The sequence below is a fragment of the Thalassolituus alkanivorans genome, from assembly GCF_020447205.1.
GTDB classification, from domain to species: Bacteria; Pseudomonadota; Gammaproteobacteria; order Pseudomonadales; family Oceanobacteraceae; genus Venatoribacter; species Venatoribacter alkanivorans.
In genome coordinates, this window is sequence record NZ_JAJAEL010000001.1 from 1 (window position 1) to 18,121 (window position 18,121).

19 protein-coding genes are annotated in these 18,121 nt (G+C 54.8%); 3 read left to right on the forward strand and 16 right to left on the reverse strand.

The window, feature by feature from the left end:
• Positions 1–64: 64 nt before the first annotated feature.
• The 9 genes from LGT44_RS00005 to LGT44_RS00045 form a co-directional block, all read right to left on the reverse strand.
• Positions 65–493, reverse strand: a complete 429-nt coding sequence (locus LGT44_RS00005; protein ID WP_145467419.1) for a F0F1 ATP synthase subunit epsilon — start codon at positions 491–493, stop codon at positions 65–67.
• Positions 494–559: 66 nt separating this feature from the next.
• Positions 560–1,954 (reverse strand): F0F1 ATP synthase subunit beta, encoded by a 1,395-nt coding sequence (atpD, locus tag LGT44_RS00010; RefSeq protein ID WP_145467417.1) that lies wholly within the window; start codon positions 1,952–1,954, stop codon positions 560–562.
• Between the two features lie 40 nt (positions 1,955–1,994).
• Positions 1,995–2,855, reverse strand: coding sequence for a F0F1 ATP synthase subunit gamma (gene atpG / locus LGT44_RS00015; protein ID WP_145467415.1), 861 nt, complete (start codon positions 2,853–2,855; stop codon positions 1,995–1,997).
• A 64-nt stretch (positions 2,856–2,919) separates the two neighbouring features.
• Positions 2,920–4,464, reverse strand: a complete 1,545-nt coding sequence (atpA, locus tag LGT44_RS00020; protein ID WP_145467413.1) for a F0F1 ATP synthase subunit alpha — start codon at positions 4,462–4,464, stop codon at positions 2,920–2,922.
• 15 nt (positions 4,465–4,479) lie between these two features.
• Complete coding sequence (locus tag LGT44_RS00025; protein ID WP_145467411.1) at positions 4,480–5,016, reverse strand: F0F1 ATP synthase subunit delta; 537 nt, start codon at positions 5,014–5,016, stop codon at positions 4,480–4,482.
• An 11-nt stretch (positions 5,017–5,027) separates the two neighbouring features.
• Positions 5,028–5,498 (reverse strand): F0F1 ATP synthase subunit B, encoded by a 471-nt coding sequence (locus LGT44_RS00030; protein WP_145467409.1) that lies wholly within the window; start codon positions 5,496–5,498, stop codon positions 5,028–5,030.
• A 51-nt stretch (positions 5,499–5,549) separates the two neighbouring features.
• Positions 5,550–5,777, reverse strand: a complete 228-nt coding sequence (gene atpE / locus LGT44_RS00035; protein WP_015488783.1) for a F0F1 ATP synthase subunit C — start codon at positions 5,775–5,777, stop codon at positions 5,550–5,552.
• Positions 5,778–5,827: 50 nt separating this feature from the next.
• Positions 5,828–6,727: a F0F1 ATP synthase subunit A gene (gene atpB, locus LGT44_RS00040; RefSeq protein WP_145467407.1), complete on the reverse strand. Its 900-nt coding sequence runs from the start codon at positions 6,725–6,727 to the stop codon at positions 5,828–5,830.
• A gap of 23 nt (positions 6,728–6,750) precedes the next feature.
• Entirely contained in the window at positions 6,751–7,119 is a 369-nt protein-coding gene (locus tag LGT44_RS00045; RefSeq protein ID WP_145467405.1) for a F0F1 ATP synthase subunit I, read from the reverse strand.
• 372 nt (positions 7,120–7,491) lie between these two features.
• Here LGT44_RS00045 and LGT44_RS00050 point away from each other — a divergent pair, with 372 nt between their 5' ends.
• Entirely contained in the window at positions 7,492–8,418 is a 927-nt protein-coding gene (locus LGT44_RS00050) for a M43 family zinc metalloprotease (RefSeq protein ID WP_230331769.1), read from the forward strand.
• 1 nt (position 8,419) lies between these two features.
• Here the strand turns inward: LGT44_RS00050 and LGT44_RS00055 are convergent, their stop codons facing one another.
• Genes LGT44_RS00055 through rsmG form a run of 3 tightly spaced genes read right to left on the reverse strand, consistent with a single transcriptional unit; the run spans position 8,420 to position 10,824 of the window.
• A complete protein-coding gene (locus LGT44_RS00055; protein ID WP_230331768.1) occupies positions 8,420–9,325 on the reverse strand; it encodes a ParB/RepB/Spo0J family partition protein in 906 nt (301 codons plus the stop codon).
• A gap of 25 nt (positions 9,326–9,350) precedes the next feature.
• Positions 9,351–10,133 carry a ParA family protein gene (locus LGT44_RS00060; RefSeq protein ID WP_145467395.1) on the reverse strand — a complete coding sequence of 261 codons (783 nt, stop codon included), beginning with the start codon at positions 10,131–10,133 and terminating at the stop codon, positions 9,351–9,353.
• Between the two features lie 37 nt (positions 10,134–10,170).
• Positions 10,171–10,824 (reverse strand): 16S rRNA (guanine(527)-N(7))-methyltransferase RsmG, encoded by a 654-nt coding sequence (rsmG, locus tag LGT44_RS00065; protein WP_145467393.1) that lies wholly within the window; start codon positions 10,822–10,824, stop codon positions 10,171–10,173.
• Between the two features lie 187 nt (positions 10,825–11,011).
• Here rsmG and LGT44_RS00070 point away from each other — a divergent pair, with 187 nt between their 5' ends.
• Positions 11,012–12,184 carry a YbfB/YjiJ family MFS transporter gene (locus LGT44_RS00070; RefSeq protein ID WP_230331767.1) on the forward strand — a complete coding sequence of 391 codons (1,173 nt, stop codon included), beginning with the start codon at positions 11,012–11,014 and terminating at the stop codon, positions 12,182–12,184.
• 10 nt (positions 12,185–12,194) lie between these two features.
• Positions 12,195–13,010 carry a DODA-type extradiol aromatic ring-opening family dioxygenase gene (locus LGT44_RS00075; protein WP_230331766.1) on the forward strand — a complete coding sequence of 272 codons (816 nt, stop codon included), beginning with the start codon at positions 12,195–12,197 and terminating at the stop codon, positions 13,008–13,010.
• A gap of 7 nt (positions 13,011–13,017) precedes the next feature.
• Here LGT44_RS00075 and LGT44_RS00080 read toward each other — a convergent pair whose 3' ends face one another.
• The 4 genes from LGT44_RS00080 to LGT44_RS00095 form a co-directional block, all read right to left on the reverse strand.
• Positions 13,018–14,814: a lipoprotein N-acyltransferase Lnb domain-containing protein gene (locus LGT44_RS00080; RefSeq protein WP_456243401.1), complete on the reverse strand. Its 1,797-nt coding sequence runs from the start codon at positions 14,812–14,814 to the stop codon at positions 13,018–13,020.
• 4 nt (positions 14,815–14,818) lie between these two features.
• Positions 14,819–15,169, reverse strand: a complete 351-nt coding sequence (locus LGT44_RS00085) for a hypothetical protein (protein WP_230331764.1) — start codon at positions 15,167–15,169, stop codon at positions 14,819–14,821.
• Positions 15,170–15,281: 112 nt separating this feature from the next.
• Positions 15,282–16,061 carry an enoyl-CoA hydratase-related protein gene (locus tag LGT44_RS00090; RefSeq protein WP_230331763.1) on the reverse strand — a complete coding sequence of 260 codons (780 nt, stop codon included), beginning with the start codon at positions 16,059–16,061 and terminating at the stop codon, positions 15,282–15,284.
• A complete protein-coding gene (locus LGT44_RS00095; RefSeq protein WP_328296323.1) occupies positions 16,054–18,120 on the reverse strand; it encodes an acetoacetate--CoA ligase in 2,067 nt (688 codons plus the stop codon). The genes LGT44_RS00090 and LGT44_RS00095 overlap by 8 nt, the downstream gene beginning before the upstream one ends.
• Position 18,121 lies beyond the last annotated feature (1 nt).

The window sequence follows — 18,121 nt, forward strand, 5'->3', positions numbered from 1 at the left end:
CAGACATAAAAAAACCCGCGCTGTTTGCACAGAGCGGGATTCTTTTGCAGAAAACAGGGGAAGCTTAACGCTTGCCGAGTTTTTCGCGGATCTGCTGGATAGTACGCAGCTGAGCCGCAGCTTCTGCCAACTGAGTCAGTGCACGTGAGTAATCAAAGTCTGCACCCTGATTCTCAATCGCCTGCTCAGCGTGTTTCTTAGCTTCCAGAGCAGCTGCTTCGTCGATGTCGCTTGCGCGCACCGCCGTATCAGCCAGTACGGTTACTGTATTGGGCTGAACTTCCAGATAACCGCCAGAGACGTAAACAATCTCTTCTTCGCCGTTTTGCTTAACAATACGGACCGGACCTGGTTTCAGTGGGGTCAGCAGCGCTGCGTGGCCGGGTTCAATACCCAGATCACCCAGTACACCGGACGCCACAACACGCTCTACCAGGCCAGAGAACAGATTCTCTTCGGCGCTGACGATATCGCAGTGGACGGTAATCGCCATAATCTTTCCCTCAGACTGAGGAGGCCGGGGAGCGGACTACACTACTCGCTCCCTGACCCGCCCAAGTTACATTTTCTTGGCTTTCTCGATAGCTTCGTCGATGGTACCAACCATGTAGAACGCTTGTTCTGGCAGGTCATCGAATTCACCATTGAGGATGCCCTGGAAACCACGGATGGTTTCTTTCAGAGACACGTACTTACCAGGCGCACCAGTAAAGATCTCGGCCACGTGGAATGGCTGAGACAGGAAACGCTCGATCTTACGTGCACGGGCTACCAGCTGCTTATCTTCGTCGGACAGTTCGTCCATACCCAGAATCGCGATGATGTCTTTCAGCTCTTTGTAGCGCTGCAGAACACCCTGAACGCCACGAGCTACGTCGTAGTGTTCGTTACCGATTACCAGTGGATCCAGCTGACGGGAGGTGGAATCCAGTGGGTCGATCGCAGGGTAGATACCTTTAGAAGCGATATCACGTGACAGTACTACGGTTGAGTCCAAGTGGGCGAAAGTGGTCGCCGGGCTTGGGTCAGTCAAGTCATCCGCAGGTACGTATACGGCCTGTACCGAAGTAATGGAACCAGTCTTGGTAGAAGTAATACGTTCCTGCAGAACGCCCATCTCTTCTGCCAGAGTTGGCTGGTAACCTACCGCTGAAGGCATACGACCCAGCAGTGCAGATACCTCGGTTCCCGCGAGGGTGTAACGGTAGATGTTGTCTACGAACAACAGTACGTCTTTACCTTCGTCACGGAATTTTTCGGCCATGGTCAGACCAGTCAGAGCTACACGCAGACGGTTACCCGGTGGCTCGTTCATCTGACCGTAAACCATTGCTACTTTGGATTTGACTTTGTCGTCCAGGTTTACAACACCGGATTCAGCCATTTCGTAGTAGAAGTCGTTACCTTCACGGGTACGCTCACCAACACCGGCGAATACAGACAGACCGGAGTGTGCCTTGGCGATGTTGTTGATCAGTTCCATCATGTTAACGGTCTTACCAACACCGGCACCACCGAACAGACCAACTTTACCACCCTTAGCGAATGGACAAACCAGGTCGATTACTTTGATACCAGTTTCCAGCAAGTCGGTGCTTGCTGCTTGTTCGTCGAAGCTTGGTGCTGCACGGTGAATAGAAGCAACTTCTTTCTCACCGATAGGACCACATTCGTCGATTGGACGGCCGAGCACGTCCATGATGCGACCCAGAGTCTCGATACCAACAGGTACAGAGATTGGAGCGCCAGAGTTTGTTACAGGAAGGCCACGTTTCAGACCTTCTGTCGAGCCCATCGCAATAGTACGAACTACGCCGTCGCCCAGCTGTTGCTGAACTTCGAGGGTTGTCTCAGTACCATCTACGGTCAGGGCGTCGTAGACCTTAGGCACCACGTCGCGTGGGAATTCCACGTCGATAACGGCGCCGATGATCTGTACGATACGTCCGCTCATATTCGGTTCCTCTTAACCTTAAAACCTGTGTTCCCGGGCCTTAAACGGCCGCGGCACCGCTAACGATTTCTGAAATTTCCTGGGTGATTGCTGCCTGACGAGCTTTGTTATACAGCAAGTTCAGCTCTTTGATCATGCCGCCAGCGTTATCGGTGGCGTTTTTCATCGCCAGCATACGCGCGGCCTGCTCACAGGCGTTGTTTTCAATCACACCCTGATACACCTGAGATTCTACGTAGCGTACCAGCAGACCTTCGAGGATCTCTTTGGCATCAGGCTCGTAGATGTAGTCCCAATGGTGTTTCAGTGAATCGTCTTGTTGTGCCTTCAGGGGCAATAACTGCACCGCTTCTGGCGATTGGGTCATGGTGTTCACAAAACGGTTATGCATGATGTACAGACGATCGATCTGACCATTGTCAAATGCGTCCAGCATCACTTTTACCGCTCCGATCAGGCTCGCCAACTCAGGAGCATCTCCCAGATGAGACTGGGAGGCTACTACGTTGCCGCCAAAGCTGTTGAAGAACAGACCGGCTTTGGAGCCGATAGCGCAGAAGTCAACTTCCACACTTTTGTTCTTCCACTCTTTGGACTGCTGTGCAACACGCTTGAACAGGTTGTTGTTCAAGCCGCCACACAAGCCACGGTCGGAAGACACCACGATATAACCAACACGCTTGATTTCGCGGTCTTGCAGATAACGGTGACGATATTCAGATGTCGCATTTGCCAGATGACCAATCACATCACGGATTTTATCCGCGTATGGACGGCTCTCCTGCATGCGCAGCTGAGCGCGACGCATCTTACTTACAGCAACTTTTTCCATTGCTGAAGTAATTTTCTGCGTGCTTTTTACACTCGTAATCTGCTCTTTAATCTCTTTTCCGACTGCCATTTAGCTGCCCTACGTTGAGTGAATCCAGCTGGCGGCTACCGTTGCCGGGCCGCCAGCACCGGACTTACCAGGTCTGAGTGCTCTTGAATTTCTCAATACACTCTTTCAGACCGGCGGCGATTTCATCGTTGTAGTCGCCCTTCACATTGATCTTCGCCATCAGTTCAGCGTAAACGCTGTTGGCGTAGCTCAGCAGAGCAGCTTCAAACGCTTGAATCTTGTTCACGTCAACGTCTTTCAGGAAGCCTTCAGTCGCAGCGTAGATCACCAGACCCATCTCAGCGGTGGACATTGGCGCGTACTGCTTCTGCTTCATCAGCTCGGTAACGGCACGGCCGTGTTCCAACTGTTCGCGAGTCGCTTCGTCCAGGTCCGATGCAAACTGAGCGAAAGCCGCCAGTTCACGGTACTGAGCCAGAGCCAGACGGATACCACCGCCCAGTTTCTTGATGATCTTGGTCTGTGCAGCACCACCTACACGGGATACAGAGATACCCGCGTTCATCGCCGGACGGATACCGGAGTTGAACAGGTTGGTTTCCAGGAAGATCTGACCGTCAGTAATAGAGATCACGTTGGTCGGTACGAACGCCGAAACGTCACCGCCCTGAGTCTCAATGATTGGCAGAGCGGTCAAAGAACCGGTTTTGCCTGTCACTTCACCGTTAGTCATGCGCTCAACGTAAGTTGGGTTAACGCGACATGCGCGCTCCAGCAGACGGGAGTGCAGGTAGAATACGTCACCTGGGTAAGCTTCACGGCCTGGTGGGCGCTTCAGCAGCAGGGAGATCTGACGATATGCCCATGCTTGCTTGGTCAGATCGTCATAAACGATCAGAGCGTCTTCACCACGATCCAGGAAGTATTCACCCATCGCACAACCGGCGTAAGGAGCCAGGAACAGCATTGCTGCCGGGTCTGACGCGCCTGCCGCGACGATGATGGTGTGTTCCATCGCGCCGTGTTCTTCCAGTTTGCGTACTACGTTAGCGATAGAAGATTGCTTCTGACCGATAGCAACGTAGATACACTTAATACCAGAGCCTTTCTGGTTGATGATGGCGTCGATAGCCATCGCAGTTTTACCAGTCTGACGGTCACCAATGATCAGCTCACGCTGGCCACGGCCTACCGGCACCATGGAGTCAACCGCTTTGTAACCAGTTTCAACTGGCTGATCAACGGATTGACGTGCAATTACGCCAGGCGCAACACGTTCAATCGGAGCAGTCAGGTTGGTTTCGATCGGACCTTTACCGTCGATCGGGTTACCCAGAGTGTCGACTACGCGACCCAGCAGGGCTTCACCAACTGGTACTTCCAGAATACGGCCAGTACATTTGGCAGTCTGACCTTCAGCCAGACCTTTGTATTCGCCCAGAACAACGGCACCAACGGAGTCACGCTCCAGGTTCATTGCCAGGCCGTATACGCCGCCTTCAAATTCAATCATTTCACCGTACATGGCGTCAGCCAGACCGTGAATACGAACGATACCGTCAGATACAGATACGACGGTGCCCTCGTTCTGGGCTTGTGAAGTCACATCGAGATTTTCGATGCGTTTTTTGATGACTTCACTGATCTCAGATGGATTCAGTTGCTGCATGCATCGTCCCTCAAACTAGGATTTCATCGCTTCGGCTAATTTTGACAGCTTACCGGTTACGGAGCCGTCGATTACCAAGTCCCCGGCACGAATGATGGCGCCACCGATGAGAGACTCATCGACTTCGCTGGTCAAACGTACATCACACTGCAGTTTGGCTTTAAGGGCCTGTGCCAGTTTATCGGCCTGCTCATTGCTCAGTTCGAACGCGGAGGTGACGACTACGTCAACCGTGTTCTGCAACTGGGCTTTCAGCTCTTCATACAGAGCTGCGATTTCAGGCACCAGCATCAGGCGCTTGTTTTCCGCCAGAACGGCTACCAGGTTTTTGGCTGCTTCATTCAGCTTGTCGCCACATACGTCGGTTAAAGCCTGTGCCTGCTGTTGCGCAGTCAGAGACGGATGCACCAGTACTTTTGCCATATCGGCATCGGCAACACAGGCTGCCAGTAATGCCAGGTCCGCAGACCAGGCGTCCAATGCACCTTTCTCACTTGCTTCAGCAAACACCGCTTTGGCGTATGGCCGAGCGAGAGTTGTTAATTCAGCCATGGAAACCTCGCTTACAGCTCGTCAGCTAATTGGTTCAGCAGCTCAGAGTGAGCGGCCGCATCAACTGACTTACCAAGAATTTTGGCTGCACCGGCCACGGCCAGCTCAGACACCTGCTTGCGCAGAACTTCTTTAGCGCGGTTCACCTCTTGCTCAACTTCAGCTTGAGCAGCAGCTACCAGACGCTCACCTTCGGCGCGAGCAGCTTCTTTAGCTTCGTCGACGATTTGGTTAGCGCGTTTGTTAGCCTGTTCGATGATTTCAGCAGCTTTTTCTTTACTTTCACGCAGCTGGGAAGCGGCTTTTTCTTGAGCCAGTTCCAGGTCACGTTCGGCACGGTTAGCTGCGTCCAGACCATCGGCAATTTTCTTTTCGCGTTCTTGCATAGCACCCAGCAGGTGAGGCCATACAAACTTCATGCAGAACCACACGAAGATAGCGAAAGTGATGATCTGGCCGATCAGAGTCGCGTTAATGTTCACGCCAGAGCCCTCATGTTCATTGATTAAGGAAGTTCGTTGTTACATGAACCCTTAGGCAGCGAACATCAGGTACAGACCCAGACCAACACCGATCATTGGCACGGCGTCCAACAGACCAGCGATCAGGAACATTTTACCTTGCAGCATTGGACCCAGTTCAGGCTGACGAGCAGTACCTTCCAGCAGACGACCACCCAGCAGACCAAAACCGATTGCTGTGCCCAGAGCACCCAGACCGATCATCAGAGCCGCAGCCAGGAATACCAGACCTTGTTCCATAGTTATCTCCAAATATAGAAGTTAAGTTAGTGAGTTAAGGGTTAAAAAAATTAATGATCTTCGTGCGCCATGCTCAGATACACGATGGTCAACATCATGAAAATGAACGCTTGCAGTGTGATCACCAAAATGTGGAAAACAGCCCAGGCCCACTGCAGGACACCGCCCAGCAGACCGAGGAAAGCACCAGCAGAGAACATCAGCGCGATCAAGATGAAGATCATCTCACCGGCATACATGTTACCGAACAAACGCAGTGCCAGAGAGATCGGCTTAGCGATCAGTGCGATCGATTCCAGGAAGAAGTTAACCGGAATGAACAGCGCCTGGACAACAGGGTTTTTCGCATTGAATGGGTGCAGCGTCAGCTCGCCCACAAAACCGCCGATACCTTTAACCTTGATGGAGTAGAAAATCATCATGGCAAAAACAGTCAGAGCCATACCCAGGGTGATGTTCACGTCAGTAGAAGGAACAACCTTCATGTAGTGAACGCCCAAAGCACCAAAAATGGTTGGCAGCACGTCAACCGGGATCAAATCCATGAAGTTCATCATGAAGACCCAGGTAAAAATAGTCAGGGAAAGAGGAGCAACCAGTGCATTTTTGCCATGGAATGCTTCTTTAACGGTGTTGTCGATAAACTCGACGATCATTTCCACGAAGTTCTGGAAGCCGGTAGGCACCGCAGTGGTGGCCTTTTTGGCAGCACGCCAGAACAAAAACATCAGCATAGCGCCGAGACCAAAAGACCAGCCAAGGGAATCCACGTGTACCGCAGAAAAGCCCATATCTGCTGCTTCCTGGCCGCTGTGAGCCATAGTCCAGGTCGCTTCAGTCAGTTCAGTTTCAGTACCATCCGCATTATGACGAACATAACCAGCAGGCAGTTTGCCGTAGGTCAGATTGGTTAAATGGTGCGAGATATACTCTTGGGAGTTACCAGCCATTGTTCACTCTCAATTCCAAAGGTTTATAAATTAGCTATCTTTGCTGCGGCCAGATGGCCCAGCTGCACTGTTATGAACGCAGCAAACAGTGCCAGAACATTCAGAGGCTCGACGCGCTGAAAAATCACAGCAAAACTCAGCGCCGTCAGCACAAATTTCCAGGATTCCCCCTGGTAAAACGACTGTACGATCTGTACAGAAGACCGGGCTCCGCTATAACGGAACGCACGCCAGACAAAGTACGCATTAGGCAGGGCGCAGGTTAAGCCCCCCAACAATGCCGACTTGGCGGCTACATCGCTATGCAACCAGGCAACCAATGCGGCCAGAACCGTCAGGATCAGTTGTAAAATCACGATCCGGTAGGCCGGAGGACGCGGTATGCCTGTCATCCTTAGCCCCACAATTGGTCAAAAATCTGCAACAGCCTATTTTAAGGCGCGGTGATTATATTGGCTCGACCCTTCAGCTTCAACCGAAACCGGGGGGCAAAACGAGAATAATTCGACCAATAGGTATGATGCAGGTCAGGCAAAGGCTGAATCCCGCACCAGTTTGAGCTGCGCGAGTCCCAACGTCAGGATTTGTCAGGCTTACGTAAGAAAGTGATGACTTACTTAATGCTGCCTGAGCGCCACTCTCAGACGCCCCGTGGCATCCTGACGTTTATGCCTCCGAAGGGTACACAGAGTTCTATCAATAGCCATTTGCATTCGCCCTTCACATGCATAGGCTGCCCCTTTTGCTTTTGTCCGGAACAACCAATGAAGAAGGGAATCCTCTTACTGCTGCTATCGCTGCTCAGTGCCTGCGGCGGCGACAATAACTCATCCCAGAACCCTACGCCACAGCCAGAAAACCCCGACACGCCTGTCGCCGGCCTGACCATCCCGGTGGTGGTTCATGTCATGGAACATCCCGCGTCTGATGACAGCCGTATCAGCGTCGCTAAAGTTCACTCGCAAATAGCCGCACTGAACCGTGCATTCAACCGCCAGAATGATGACCTGAGCCAGGTGCCGGCAGAGTTTCAGCCATTTATCGCCGATATGCAGATCCGCTTTGAACTGGCCACAACCGACCCGCAGGGGCAACCAACCACCGGCATTACCCGCACCACGCAGAATATTGAGCTGGCACCGGAGGAATACCGCTGGGGTTATCGCTATCTGCATTACAGCGCCTTAGGCGGCAAAGATCCCTGGCCACGGGAGCGCTATCTCAATATCTGGGTCAGTGATATGCGCAACCACCATGGCAGAGTTGGGCTGGCCGGACGCGCCAGCCTGCCCGGCGACCCGGCGGAAGAAGATGGTGTGCTTATCGCCACTTTGGCTTTTGGCACAGAACCGCCACTGGAGCAGGGGCTGCATCTGGGCAAAACCACCGCCCACGAAGTCGGCCACTGGCTGGGGCTGAAACACATCGCCGGTGAGCAGGAGAGCTGTAACGTTGATGACGGCATCAGTGATACACCACTGAGCAGCAGTAATTACGGCGGCCTGAACCCCTCCCACCCGAGTTCAACCTGCGACAGCGCCGATATGTTTATGAACTATATGTCTCTAGCCCGTGACGAAAGCCTGCTGATGTTCAGCCAGGGTCAGAAAGCCGCGGTCTGGTCGGTGTTAGAAGAAGGGGGAGTGAGGCATTCGCTGCTGCTGAACAGCCGCAATGCCTACGCTCAGTAACTTACTTGATATGCGCCAGAATGCCGTCCAGCTCATCCAGATTGGTGTAGTTAATCACCAGCTGGCCTTTGCCTTTGGCACTGTGCTTGATGGCGACTTTGGCGCCCAGACGATCGCCCAGTAAACGCTCCAGACGCTGAATATCCGGGTTGGGTTTGCTGGCGGTTTTATCTGCGCTTTTGCCTTCCTGCAGATGACGCACCAGCGCTTCGGTCTGGCGTACAGTCAGCGTACGGCTGACAACCTGCGCCGCGGCTTCGCTCTGTTGGCCACCACTTAAGCCGAGCAAGGCGCGGGCATGGCCCATTTCGATATCGCCGTGCTCGAGCAGGCGCTTTACGTCTTCGTTCAGATTCATCAGACGCAGCAGGTTGGCAACGGTGGCACGGTTTTTACCCACGGCTTCGGCGACTTCCATCTGCGTCAGTTCAAACTCGTGCTGCAGGCGGTGCAGAGCCGCCGCTTCTTCCATCGGATTCAGGTTTTCACGCTGAATATTCTCAATCAGCGCCATGGCAATGGCAGCATCGTCGGCCACGTCACGAATCAAAGCCGGAACGGTATCGAGCTGCGCCAGCTGGCAGGCGCGCCAGCGGCGCTCACCGGCAATGATTTCAAAACGATCGTCGGCACTAGCCAGTGGCCGCACCACAATCGGCTGCATCAGACCCTGCGCCTTAATAGAAGCGGCCAGTTCTTCCAGCGCTTCCGGCTGAATGTCTTTGCGCGGCTGATACTGGCCCGGCTGAATCCACTCGACCGGCAGGTGACGCAACTCACCGGCCTCAGCCGGCACACTGCTTTCAATGTTCTCTGCGTTGTCCGGCTGAGTGGCGACGGCGGCCGCCCGCGAGCTGGTCAGCAGGGCGTCGAGGCCACGGCCAAGGCCGCGTTTTTTCTTTGTCATGCGTTCAGATAACCTTATTCAGCTTTCAGGCCGTCGCGGCCTGACGGGTGCGGCGGTTCATTTCTCCGGCCAGGGCCAGATAAGCAACCGCACCACGCGAGGATTTGTCATAACTCAGCACCGGCACGCCGTGGCTTGGCGCTTCGGCCAGACGCACATTGCGCGGAATCACAGTGCCATACACCCGGTCGCCGAAATGGCTGATCAACTGGGTGGAAACATCAACGGTGAGGCTGTTACGCGGATCGTACATGGTGCGCAGCAGGCCTTCGATTTCCAGTTTCGGATTAGAAGTTGCCTTGATCGACTCAATGGTCTGCATCAGAGCACTCAGACCTTCCAGCGCGTAGTACTCGCACTGCATCGGGATAAGTACTCCCTGAGCCGCCACCAGCGCGTTGACCGTCAGCATATTCAATGACGGCGGGCAGTCGATCAGGATGTAGTCGTAATCCGGGCGTATTTCAGCCAGCGACTCACGCAGGCGGCTTTCGCGCCGTGGCAGATCCATCAGCTCCACTTCGGCAGCGGTTAAGTCGCCATTGGCCGGCAGCAGATCAAAGCCAGCCGTCGCTTCGGTTTTCTGAATCGCGGCGGCGGTGCGGCATTTGCCGGTCAGCACATCGTATAAAGAGACATCCAGATCGTGCTTGTCGATACCACTGCCCATGGTGGCGTTGCCCTGCGGATCGAGGTCCACCAGCAGCACGCGGCGCTTGGTCGCCACCAGCGAGGCGGCCAGATTCACCGCGGTCGTGGTTTTGCCGACACCACCTTTCTGATTCGCAATTGCCAGAACTTTGCTCACAACTCAGCTTCCTTCAGTGCCTGACGGCGATCCGCCTTCAATCGTTGGTATTAACCGGCAGCAGGCGCAGCAGATGCCGTTCGCCTTCCACACCGGGAACGCTGATGGCATCGGAAGCCACCACGCGGAATTTGTCGGCGATGGCGGCAATTTCATCCTGTGGATATTGCCCTTTCATCGCCAGAAAGCAGCCCTGCTCAGCGCGCAGATGCTGACACCAGTGGGTCATATCGGCGAGCGAGGCAAAAGCGCGGCTGACAATCATATCGAAAGGCCGGGGGGGATGATATGCCTCGACCCGATCGTTCACTATGGTCACGTTATCCAGCCCGAGTGCGGTGCGCGCCTGAAACAGAAAACGGGTTTTCTTGCCGTTACTGTCGAGCAGGGTGAAGGTTTTATGCGGGTTCATAATCGCCAGCACAATGCCCGGCAACCCCGGCCCGGTGCCGACGTCGGCAATATTGTCCGCTTCCTGCACAAAGGGATGCACCGCCAGACTGTCGAGCAGATGCAGTGCAACCATACGCTCCGGTTCGCGGATGGCGGTCAGGTTGTAGGCTTTGTTCCACTTCTGCAGCAGATCCAGATAGGCACGTAACGCACTCAGCTGCTCTGCCGTCAGGGCAATCTGCATCTGTTCGGCGCCGTACGCCAGCTGGCGGGTTAAGGAATCTGTTTCAGCGTTCATGGTGCATCAAACCGGCTAGATAGAAGGCCGCGGATATTAGCATATGCCCGCAACAGACGGGAAACACACGCCTTAAGCGCCCATTAAGAGCCCCATTCACCAGACTTGTTCCGGACATAACCTAAGTCGGATTGGGCTTATAAGCACTTAGTCCTATCATGCACATACTCATTAATGGAGCCAGCGTATGAATTCCACTGCCAGTCATCAGCCATCCTCCCACTGGTGGCCCATTATCGCTGCGGCGGTATCGCTGATTGTGGTGCATGGCTTCGGCCGCTTTGTGTACACGCCGCTGCTGCCACTACTGGTTGATGACGGCCTGATCACACTGTCTCAGGCGGCATCCCTCGCCACCTGGAACTACGTCGGCTATTTAAGCGGTGCCATGCTGGCGCTGTTTCTCTATCAGCGTGGACATGGCCGTATTACGCTGGCGCTGATGCTGACCGGCAATGCACTGATTACTTTGCTGCAGGTATTCGTCAGCCAGTACGAAATCCTCGCCACCCTGCGCCTGCTGAACGGCATAGGTAACGGTGTGGTCTTTGTGCTGGCACCAGCACTGGTGCTGGAGTGGCTGGTTACGCAACAGAAGGCGCAACTCAGTGGCCTGATGTATCTGGGTGTGGGCATTGGCCTGCTCAGCTCCAGCGCACTGGTTGAACTCAGTGCCACCTGGCTGGCCGGCCCGCAACGCTGGCTGCCAGCGGCCATCGCCGCCATTCCGCTGGCGTTGTGGAGCAGCTGGTATCTGCATCGTTTACCCGGCCATGCACCGGCCGGGCAGGGTGACGATCATTCCGCACTCTGGGATCGCGCCAGTACGCCGCTATTTCTGGCCTATGCCGGTGCCGGATTAGGCTACATTCTGCCGATGACCTTTTTGCCGGCGGTCGCCGCCGACTGGCAACTGACGCTGGTGCCCAGCGCCTGGCTGTTGGTTGCCATCACCTCGCTGCCATCGACCTGGCTGTGGAACCACCTGGGTGCCGCTATCGGTGATAAAACCGCACTGCTGTGGAACTACGCCATTCAGGCGGCAGGGGTCGGAGCGCTGTTGCTATTACCGCAGCAGTCGGCGGGATTGTGGCTCTGTGCCATTCTGGTCGGTGGTACGTTCTTAGGCGCGGTGCTGCTGACCCAGCGTCTGGCGCGCAGCCTGCACCCGCATCAGGGACCAAGGTTAAGCGCTGCGCTTATTGCACTTTATGGCTTCACCCAGCTGCTCGGCCCCTGGCTGGCAAAACTCGGCATTGAAGGCGGGGCCAGTTTGTCATCCACCTTTATCTGGGGATTTGCAGCATTGGTATGGGCGTTTGTATTAATGTTGTGGGTACCCGCACGCCGCGATCACTGAGGTCACCGATATGTCAGCCAACCAACGCCAGCCGAGTCTCTATATTCCCCACGGCGGCGGCCCGTGCTTTTTTATGGAATGGCCGGGCAACCCGCAGCTGTGGGATAACATGGCCGCCATGCTGCGTTCAATTCCTGCGCGTCTGCCGCAACCACCCAGCGCCATTCTGCTGATTTCGGCCCACTGGGAAGCGCCGGTATTTACCTTTTGCGGTGGCTCACACCCGAAACTGGAATACGACTATTACGGTTTCCCGCCGCATACCTATGAGATCCGCTATCAGGCTTCGGGCGCTCCGGCACTGGCAGAACGGGCAGCGCAATTACTGCAGGATGCCGGTATCGGAGCGGCGGTGGATAACAACGCGCCCTGGGATCACGGTGTGTTTATTCCGCTGAAGGTCGCCTATCCGCAGGAAGAGATTCCGGTATTGGCGATGTCGCTAAAAAAAGGGCTGAACCCGGCCGAGCATCAGGCTGCCGGAAACGTGCTGGCACAGCTGCGCGATGAAAACGTACTGATCATCGGCAGCGGCCTGAGCTACCACAACCTGCGCGCATTTTTTGCCGACTCAGCCGCCGATGCTGCCGCCGCCAAAGCCTTTGATGACTGGCTGATTGACGCCGCAGCGCAGGACGAAACCCAGCGCACCGCTGCGCTCAATCACTGGAGCGATGCCCCCGGCGCACGCCAGGTACATCCGCGCGAGGAGCACCTGCTGCCAATGATGATGGTGGCCGGAGCCGCGGGCGCGGATCAGGGCAGCACTTTTTATCGCGAAGAAATCATGGGCAAAGCCGTCTCGGCGATTGGTTTCGGGCTTTAACCAGAACTCAGAAATACCAGCGCCAGTTAACGCTGGCGGCATGCTCATATTTGCCATCAACAGCAAGGCGGGATACTTCAGCAATTAAGGCTGATTCCTCCAGTGCAATACTGTGCGTCAGTGTCAGCTGTTGCTGTACTTTGCGGTCCGGGGCAAATCTGGGCTGGTAGCGCAGCCAGCTTTTCATACCAAAGACTTCGTACAGATAAGCTCCCACTTCCGGTTCGGCGTACAGAAAATCGGCATCGTTATTCCGGTACCAGCCACCATTCAGCAGTGCGTACACACGCAGGTCAGCTGACGCAGCCAGGGTGATACCGGCACCGCCATGAATATTGAAGGCTGTTTGTCGCTGCAGATTGTCATCCGCCAACGAATAAAAACCGACGCGGAAATCCCCCGAAACGCCACCGGTGAAACGATCCCACGGTGTCAGGGAGCGGGCTGAATACAATTGCAGATGATTAAGACGTAATGCTTCATGCTGTGGTGATACGCGCAAAGAGAGATCAAACAGTTTTAATTCGTTCTCAGCAAAATACTGTCGGTTGTCATCTTCAATGCCATGACCTACCGCCAACCACTGAAGGCTTAACCAGTCGCTTTTTTCTGTACGCTGATAGCCGAATGAGTAATGTGCATCCTCCGGTGTTTTCAGTGGCGAACGATAATTATCGAGTGTCAGTTCATAGTCAGAAAATTCTGGCGAATAGGGAATGCTCTGACGCAGCACTGCTGTTTTTTCCCTGCTCTTTTCCGTATCGTCAGTGCCGGTCTGCTCTCTGTAATCCAGCACAGCATTTGCCATTTCCCGCAGCAGAAATCCGCCTTTGCCACTGACATGAGGCAGCTTATTAATTTCACCCTGTTGCCACTGATAAACCACATCCTGCAATTCCTGCGGCACGGTATCCTCAAGCATGCGTACACGCCATTTGGCTGCCGGCGTTATCTCTATGTTTTTAATTTTTCCGCTGCGGTTTACCGCTTTGACCAGATCAATAGGAGTGACCCAGTCACTGTTTTCCAGTTGCGGAATAACCAGACGGATCAGGTCAGCGGATACTGTGGCGCAGTTCTGTGTATGGAAAAAATAATCCATATTAACGGAACGTAATTCCCACAGATGGGCCTGCAACAAGGCACGCTGCCCCTCATCCAGATCAAGTTCATAGCGCCAGACATTGCGCTGCTCTGCCAGATTATAAAATTCGAAATGTGCGCGCAGGGGTTTAACCAGAAAGAAGCCTTCTTTGCCTGTGACCAGTGTTTCCCAAAGCAATTTTATGGGGTTAATGCTGTCGAGTACGGTAAAAAATGACACCGAATGACGGGCATAGAAGCCATCATCCCGCAGTCCTTCAACAGCCAGCATGGCATGGCCAAGCATACTGCTTGGGCTGGTCAGATTCTCAGATGCATAAATAACGCTGATCTGATCAACCGGAACACGCTGCAGAAAAACCCGGTACTCCGGACAATCAGGAAACTCAGGCAGGCTGGCACCGCTTTGCTGTAACAGACTATAGCGGGCAGGAAAGCGACAGATTGCCTGCGGCTGCTGCGCGAATAGCCTGAGCGTTGCCTGCCACTCCCTCTCAGGAGAATAATCGTCCTGCGTCAAAATAAACGCAGGGTCGGTAATCGTGGGAGTTCCGTCTTTTGTATGCAGTAACGAAAGCCAGCGATCATTCAGCCAGCCCGGTACAGCATCTCTGGCGAACGCGGAGTTGCATGCGAATAAAAACCATACAAACAAAAAAAAGGAAGCCCGCAGGCTCCCCTTTATCGGCTCAGTCAACATCGGTTTACTGACAATCAATTACCGCGTTGTCATAGGTCCACATCGAGCCGGTAGCGGCATCAGTGGTGAAACCGGTGGTAGAGAAAACGTTGATGAAGGTTACCACTTCCAGCTTTTTCCGTACGGCAGTCGACGATGCGCAGCTGCTGTCCTGGGTTGCGATAACTTTGGTTGAACCATCTTTTTCCAGCTTCACAGTCGTCGGAGCTGTGTAGTTCTGACCGTCAACGGTAATATCAACCTTTTTACCATTAGAGGTAGAAACATTAATGGTTGCATAGTCTTCGGAAAACAGCGTGGCACAGCCGGCCAGAGAGGCTGCAAACATCATTACCGCAATTTTAATGGCTTTCATTCGGCTAAATCCTTGTTTTATTTAAACGTAAATCCTGAGTGCGGGCTCATTATATGAAGATCACTCCCTGCCGCAATTGAAATCATCCTGACCGACTCAGGCAACGTCATTATTACAACTTAAACCCCGGTGCATGATGCAGCTGTCCCTGAATCTGCGCGGCATCATCCAGCGCCTGTTCTAAGGTCTGGCTGCGGGCGGCATTAAACAGGCGCTTGGTTTCCCGCAGGCAGCGGGCGTCGTTAGTGGCCATCTGCCGCGCCAGACCGAGCGCACTGCCCAGCAGCTGGGTATGGGGTACCACACGACTGACCAGCCCCATGCGCAGTGCTTCGTCGGCCGAAAATGTGCGTCCGGTGAGCGCCATTTCCAGCGCGTGCTGCATACCGATACGGCGCGGTAATAACCAGGCGCCGCCATCGCCGGGAATAATCCCCAGTTTGATAAAGCTTTCGGCAAAGGTCGCCTGCTCGCTGGCGATGGCAATGTCGCACATGCACACCATATCGTTGCCGGCACCCACCGCCGGGCCATTGACCGCGGCGATAATGGGAATTTCCAGTTGCGCAAACGCCAGCGGAATACGCTGAATAAAGGCTTTGTAATTGGCGCTCAGCTGTTGCGCATCGCCGGCAAACATACCGCTGCGCTGCTGCATCGCCTTGATATTACCGCCACCGCTGAATACTTTACCGGCACCGGTAAAGACGGCGACTTTAATATCCTGACGGTCATTAACCTGAGCCAGCGTCTGTTCGATGGCGTCGATCACTTCGCCATCGGAAATGGCGTTTTTAATATCCGGCCGGTTCAGCGTCAGCAGGGCGATGCTTTCGGCACCGCTGTCGTCTTTGCATAATTCCAGAGTCAGGTGTGCGCTGTGATCAGTCATGTTGCAGTTCCTCCAGATCGCGGAAGTGTTGCAGCGCTTCCGGGTTTTTCAGGGCGTCGGTATTTTTAACAGGCAAACCCTGCACCACATTGCGCACCGCCAGCTCCACCAGCTTACCGCTGATGGTACGCGGCAGTTCTGCCACCTGAATAATCTTCGCCGGCACATGGCGCGGCGTGCAGTGACTGCGGATCTGGCTGCGGATTTTATCGCGCAGCGCATCATCCAGTGCCAGGCCATTATTCAGCACCACAAACAGCACCACGCGCACATCACCGGCCCAGGGCTGACCAATGGCCAGACTTTCCAGCACCTCGTCCAGCTGCTCTACCTGACGGTAAATTTCGGCGGTGCCTATGCGCACACCACCGGGGTTGAGTACCGCGTCGGAGCGGCCGTGAATAACCAGCCCGGCGGTTTCACCGCTGTCTTTGCCATGATGCGCGACACGCTCGGCATAATCGCCATGAGCCCAGACGCCATCAGGCTTTTGTGCGCTATAGCGGCTGAAATAAGCATCGTGATATTTCTGCCCGTCCTGATCATTCCAGAAGCCAACCGGCATCGACGGAAAGGCTCTGGTACACACCAGTTCGCCTTTTTCGCCCGGTGCCAGCGCACGGCCTTCGTCATCCCAGATTTCCACCGCCATGCCCAGACCTGCGCACTGCAGCTCACCGCGATAGACCGGCAGCAAGGGGTTACCCAGCGCAAAACAGGAGATGATGTCGGTGCCGCCGGAGATGGAACACAGCGCGATATCGGCGCCGATATCGCGGTACACATAATCAAAGCTTTCGTGTGCCAGCGGCGAACCGGTGGAGAGCAGGGTGCGCACTTTATGCGGCTTTCCTTGCTGATGTTGTTGCAGATGTTGCTGCAGATGCAACTGCGCCGGTTTTATGCCGGCTTTCTCCAGCGCCGACAGGTATTTGGCGCTGGTGCCGAAAATGGTGATGCCTTCTTCGGCGGCCATCTTCCACAAGACATCGGGCGCCGGGTGAAAAGGCGAGCCGTCGAACAGCACCAGCGTAGCACCGGTGGCCAGACCGGAAACCAGCCAGTTCCACATCATCCAGCCGCAGGTCGTAAAGTAAAACAGCACGTCATCGGCTCGTACATCAGTATGCAGACGCAGCTCTTTCTGGTGCTGCAAAAGCGTACCGCCAGCACCATGGACGATGCACTTGGGTACGCCGGTGGTGCCGGAGCTGTAGAGGATATACAGCGGCTGATCGAACGGCAGCTGGGCGAATTCAATGCCATCCTCAGACCACTGCTGCTGCGACGAGGTTATAAAATCCTGCCAGCTCACCGAGCCCTGAGGTTTGCTCAGCGTCAGTCCCGGATAAGGCACCGAAATCAGCTGCTGCGGCGGTAATTGCAGCGCATCGCGGATCGCAGACACGCGCTCACCACAGTCGATGGTTTTACCGGCGTATAAATATCCCTGAGTCGCGATCAGCAGCTTGGGCTGAATCTGGCCAAAACGATCAAGCACACCCTGCAAACCAAAGTCCGGCGAACAGGAGGAGAACAGCGCGCCAATCGACGCTGCCGCCAGCATGGTAATCACAGTTTCCGGCACATTGGGCATAAAGGCCGCCACGCGGTCACCGGCTTCAACACCCGCTGCGCGCATGGCTTGTGCCAGCTGCGCCACCTGAGCATAAAGTTCGGCATAGGTAAGGCTGCGGCGCTGGGCCGGATCTTCGTTGCGGAATACCAGTGCGGCTTTATTGCGGAACGCGGGGTTCTGCGCCGGAGCCAGCAGGTTTTCAGCGAAGTTCAGCCGCGCGCCCTCAAACCAGCGCGCGCCGGGCATCTTATCGCCATCGCTCAGCACCGCCGTTGCCTCATGGCTGGCGATCACATCGCAGTAATCCCAGATGGCCTGCCAGAAATCTTCGCGTTCGTGGGTACTCCATAAATGCAGGTCATCGTAGTCGCTGAACCGGTGACCACTGGTGCGCTCCAGCCAGTTAATAAAGCCCTGCATCTGCGAGGCGGTACGGCGTCCGGCGCAGGGCGTCCAGAGGGGTTGTTGGCTATCAGTCACT

Coding starts and splice junctions, on each gene's coding strand:
- LGT44_RS00050 (WP_230331769.1), top strand. CDS start 7,492: ATGAAGAAGGGAATCCTCTTACTGCTGCTATCGCTGCTCAGTGCCTGC.
- LGT44_RS00005 (WP_145467419.1), bottom strand. CDS start 493: ATGGCGATTACCGTCCACTGCGATATCGTCAGCGCCGAAGAGAATCTG.
- LGT44_RS00055 (WP_230331768.1), bottom strand. CDS start 9,325: ATGACAAAGAAAAAACGCGGCCTTGGCCGTGGCCTCGACGCCCTGCTG.
- LGT44_RS00085 (WP_230331764.1), bottom strand. CDS start 15,169: ATGAAAGCCATTAAAATTGCGGTAATGATGTTTGCAGCCTCTCTGGCC.
- atpA (WP_145467413.1), bottom strand. CDS start 4,464: ATGCAGCAACTGAATCCATCTGAGATCAGTGAAGTCATCAAAAAACGC.
- LGT44_RS00070 (WP_230331767.1), top strand. CDS start 11,012: ATGAATTCCACTGCCAGTCATCAGCCATCCTCCCACTGGTGGCCCATT.
- rsmG (WP_145467393.1), bottom strand. CDS start 10,824: ATGAACGCTGAAACAGATTCCTTAACCCGCCAGCTGGCGTACGGCGCC.
- LGT44_RS00080 (WP_456243401.1), bottom strand. CDS start 14,814: ATGTTGACTGAGCCGATAAAGGGGAGCCTGCGGGCTTCCTTTTTTTTG.
- atpD (WP_145467417.1), bottom strand. CDS start 1,954: ATGAGCGGACGTATCGTACAGATCATCGGCGCCGTTATCGACGTGGAA.
- LGT44_RS00025 (WP_145467411.1), bottom strand. CDS start 5,016: ATGGCTGAATTAACAACTCTCGCTCGGCCATACGCCAAAGCGGTGTTT.
- LGT44_RS00045 (WP_145467405.1), bottom strand. CDS start 7,119: ATGACAGGCATACCGCGTCCTCCGGCCTACCGGATCGTGATTTTACAA.
- LGT44_RS00090 (WP_230331763.1), bottom strand. CDS start 16,061: ATGACTGATCACAGCGCACACCTGACTCTGGAATTATGCAAAGACGAC.
- LGT44_RS00075 (WP_230331766.1), top strand. CDS start 12,195: ATGTCAGCCAACCAACGCCAGCCGAGTCTCTATATTCCCCACGGCGGC.
- atpE (WP_015488783.1), bottom strand. CDS start 5,777: ATGGAACAAGGTCTGGTATTCCTGGCTGCGGCTCTGATGATCGGTCTG.
- atpB (WP_145467407.1), bottom strand. CDS start 6,727: ATGGCTGGTAACTCCCAAGAGTATATCTCGCACCATTTAACCAATCTG.
- atpG (WP_145467415.1), bottom strand. CDS start 2,855: ATGGCAGTCGGAAAAGAGATTAAAGAGCAGATTACGAGTGTAAAAAGC.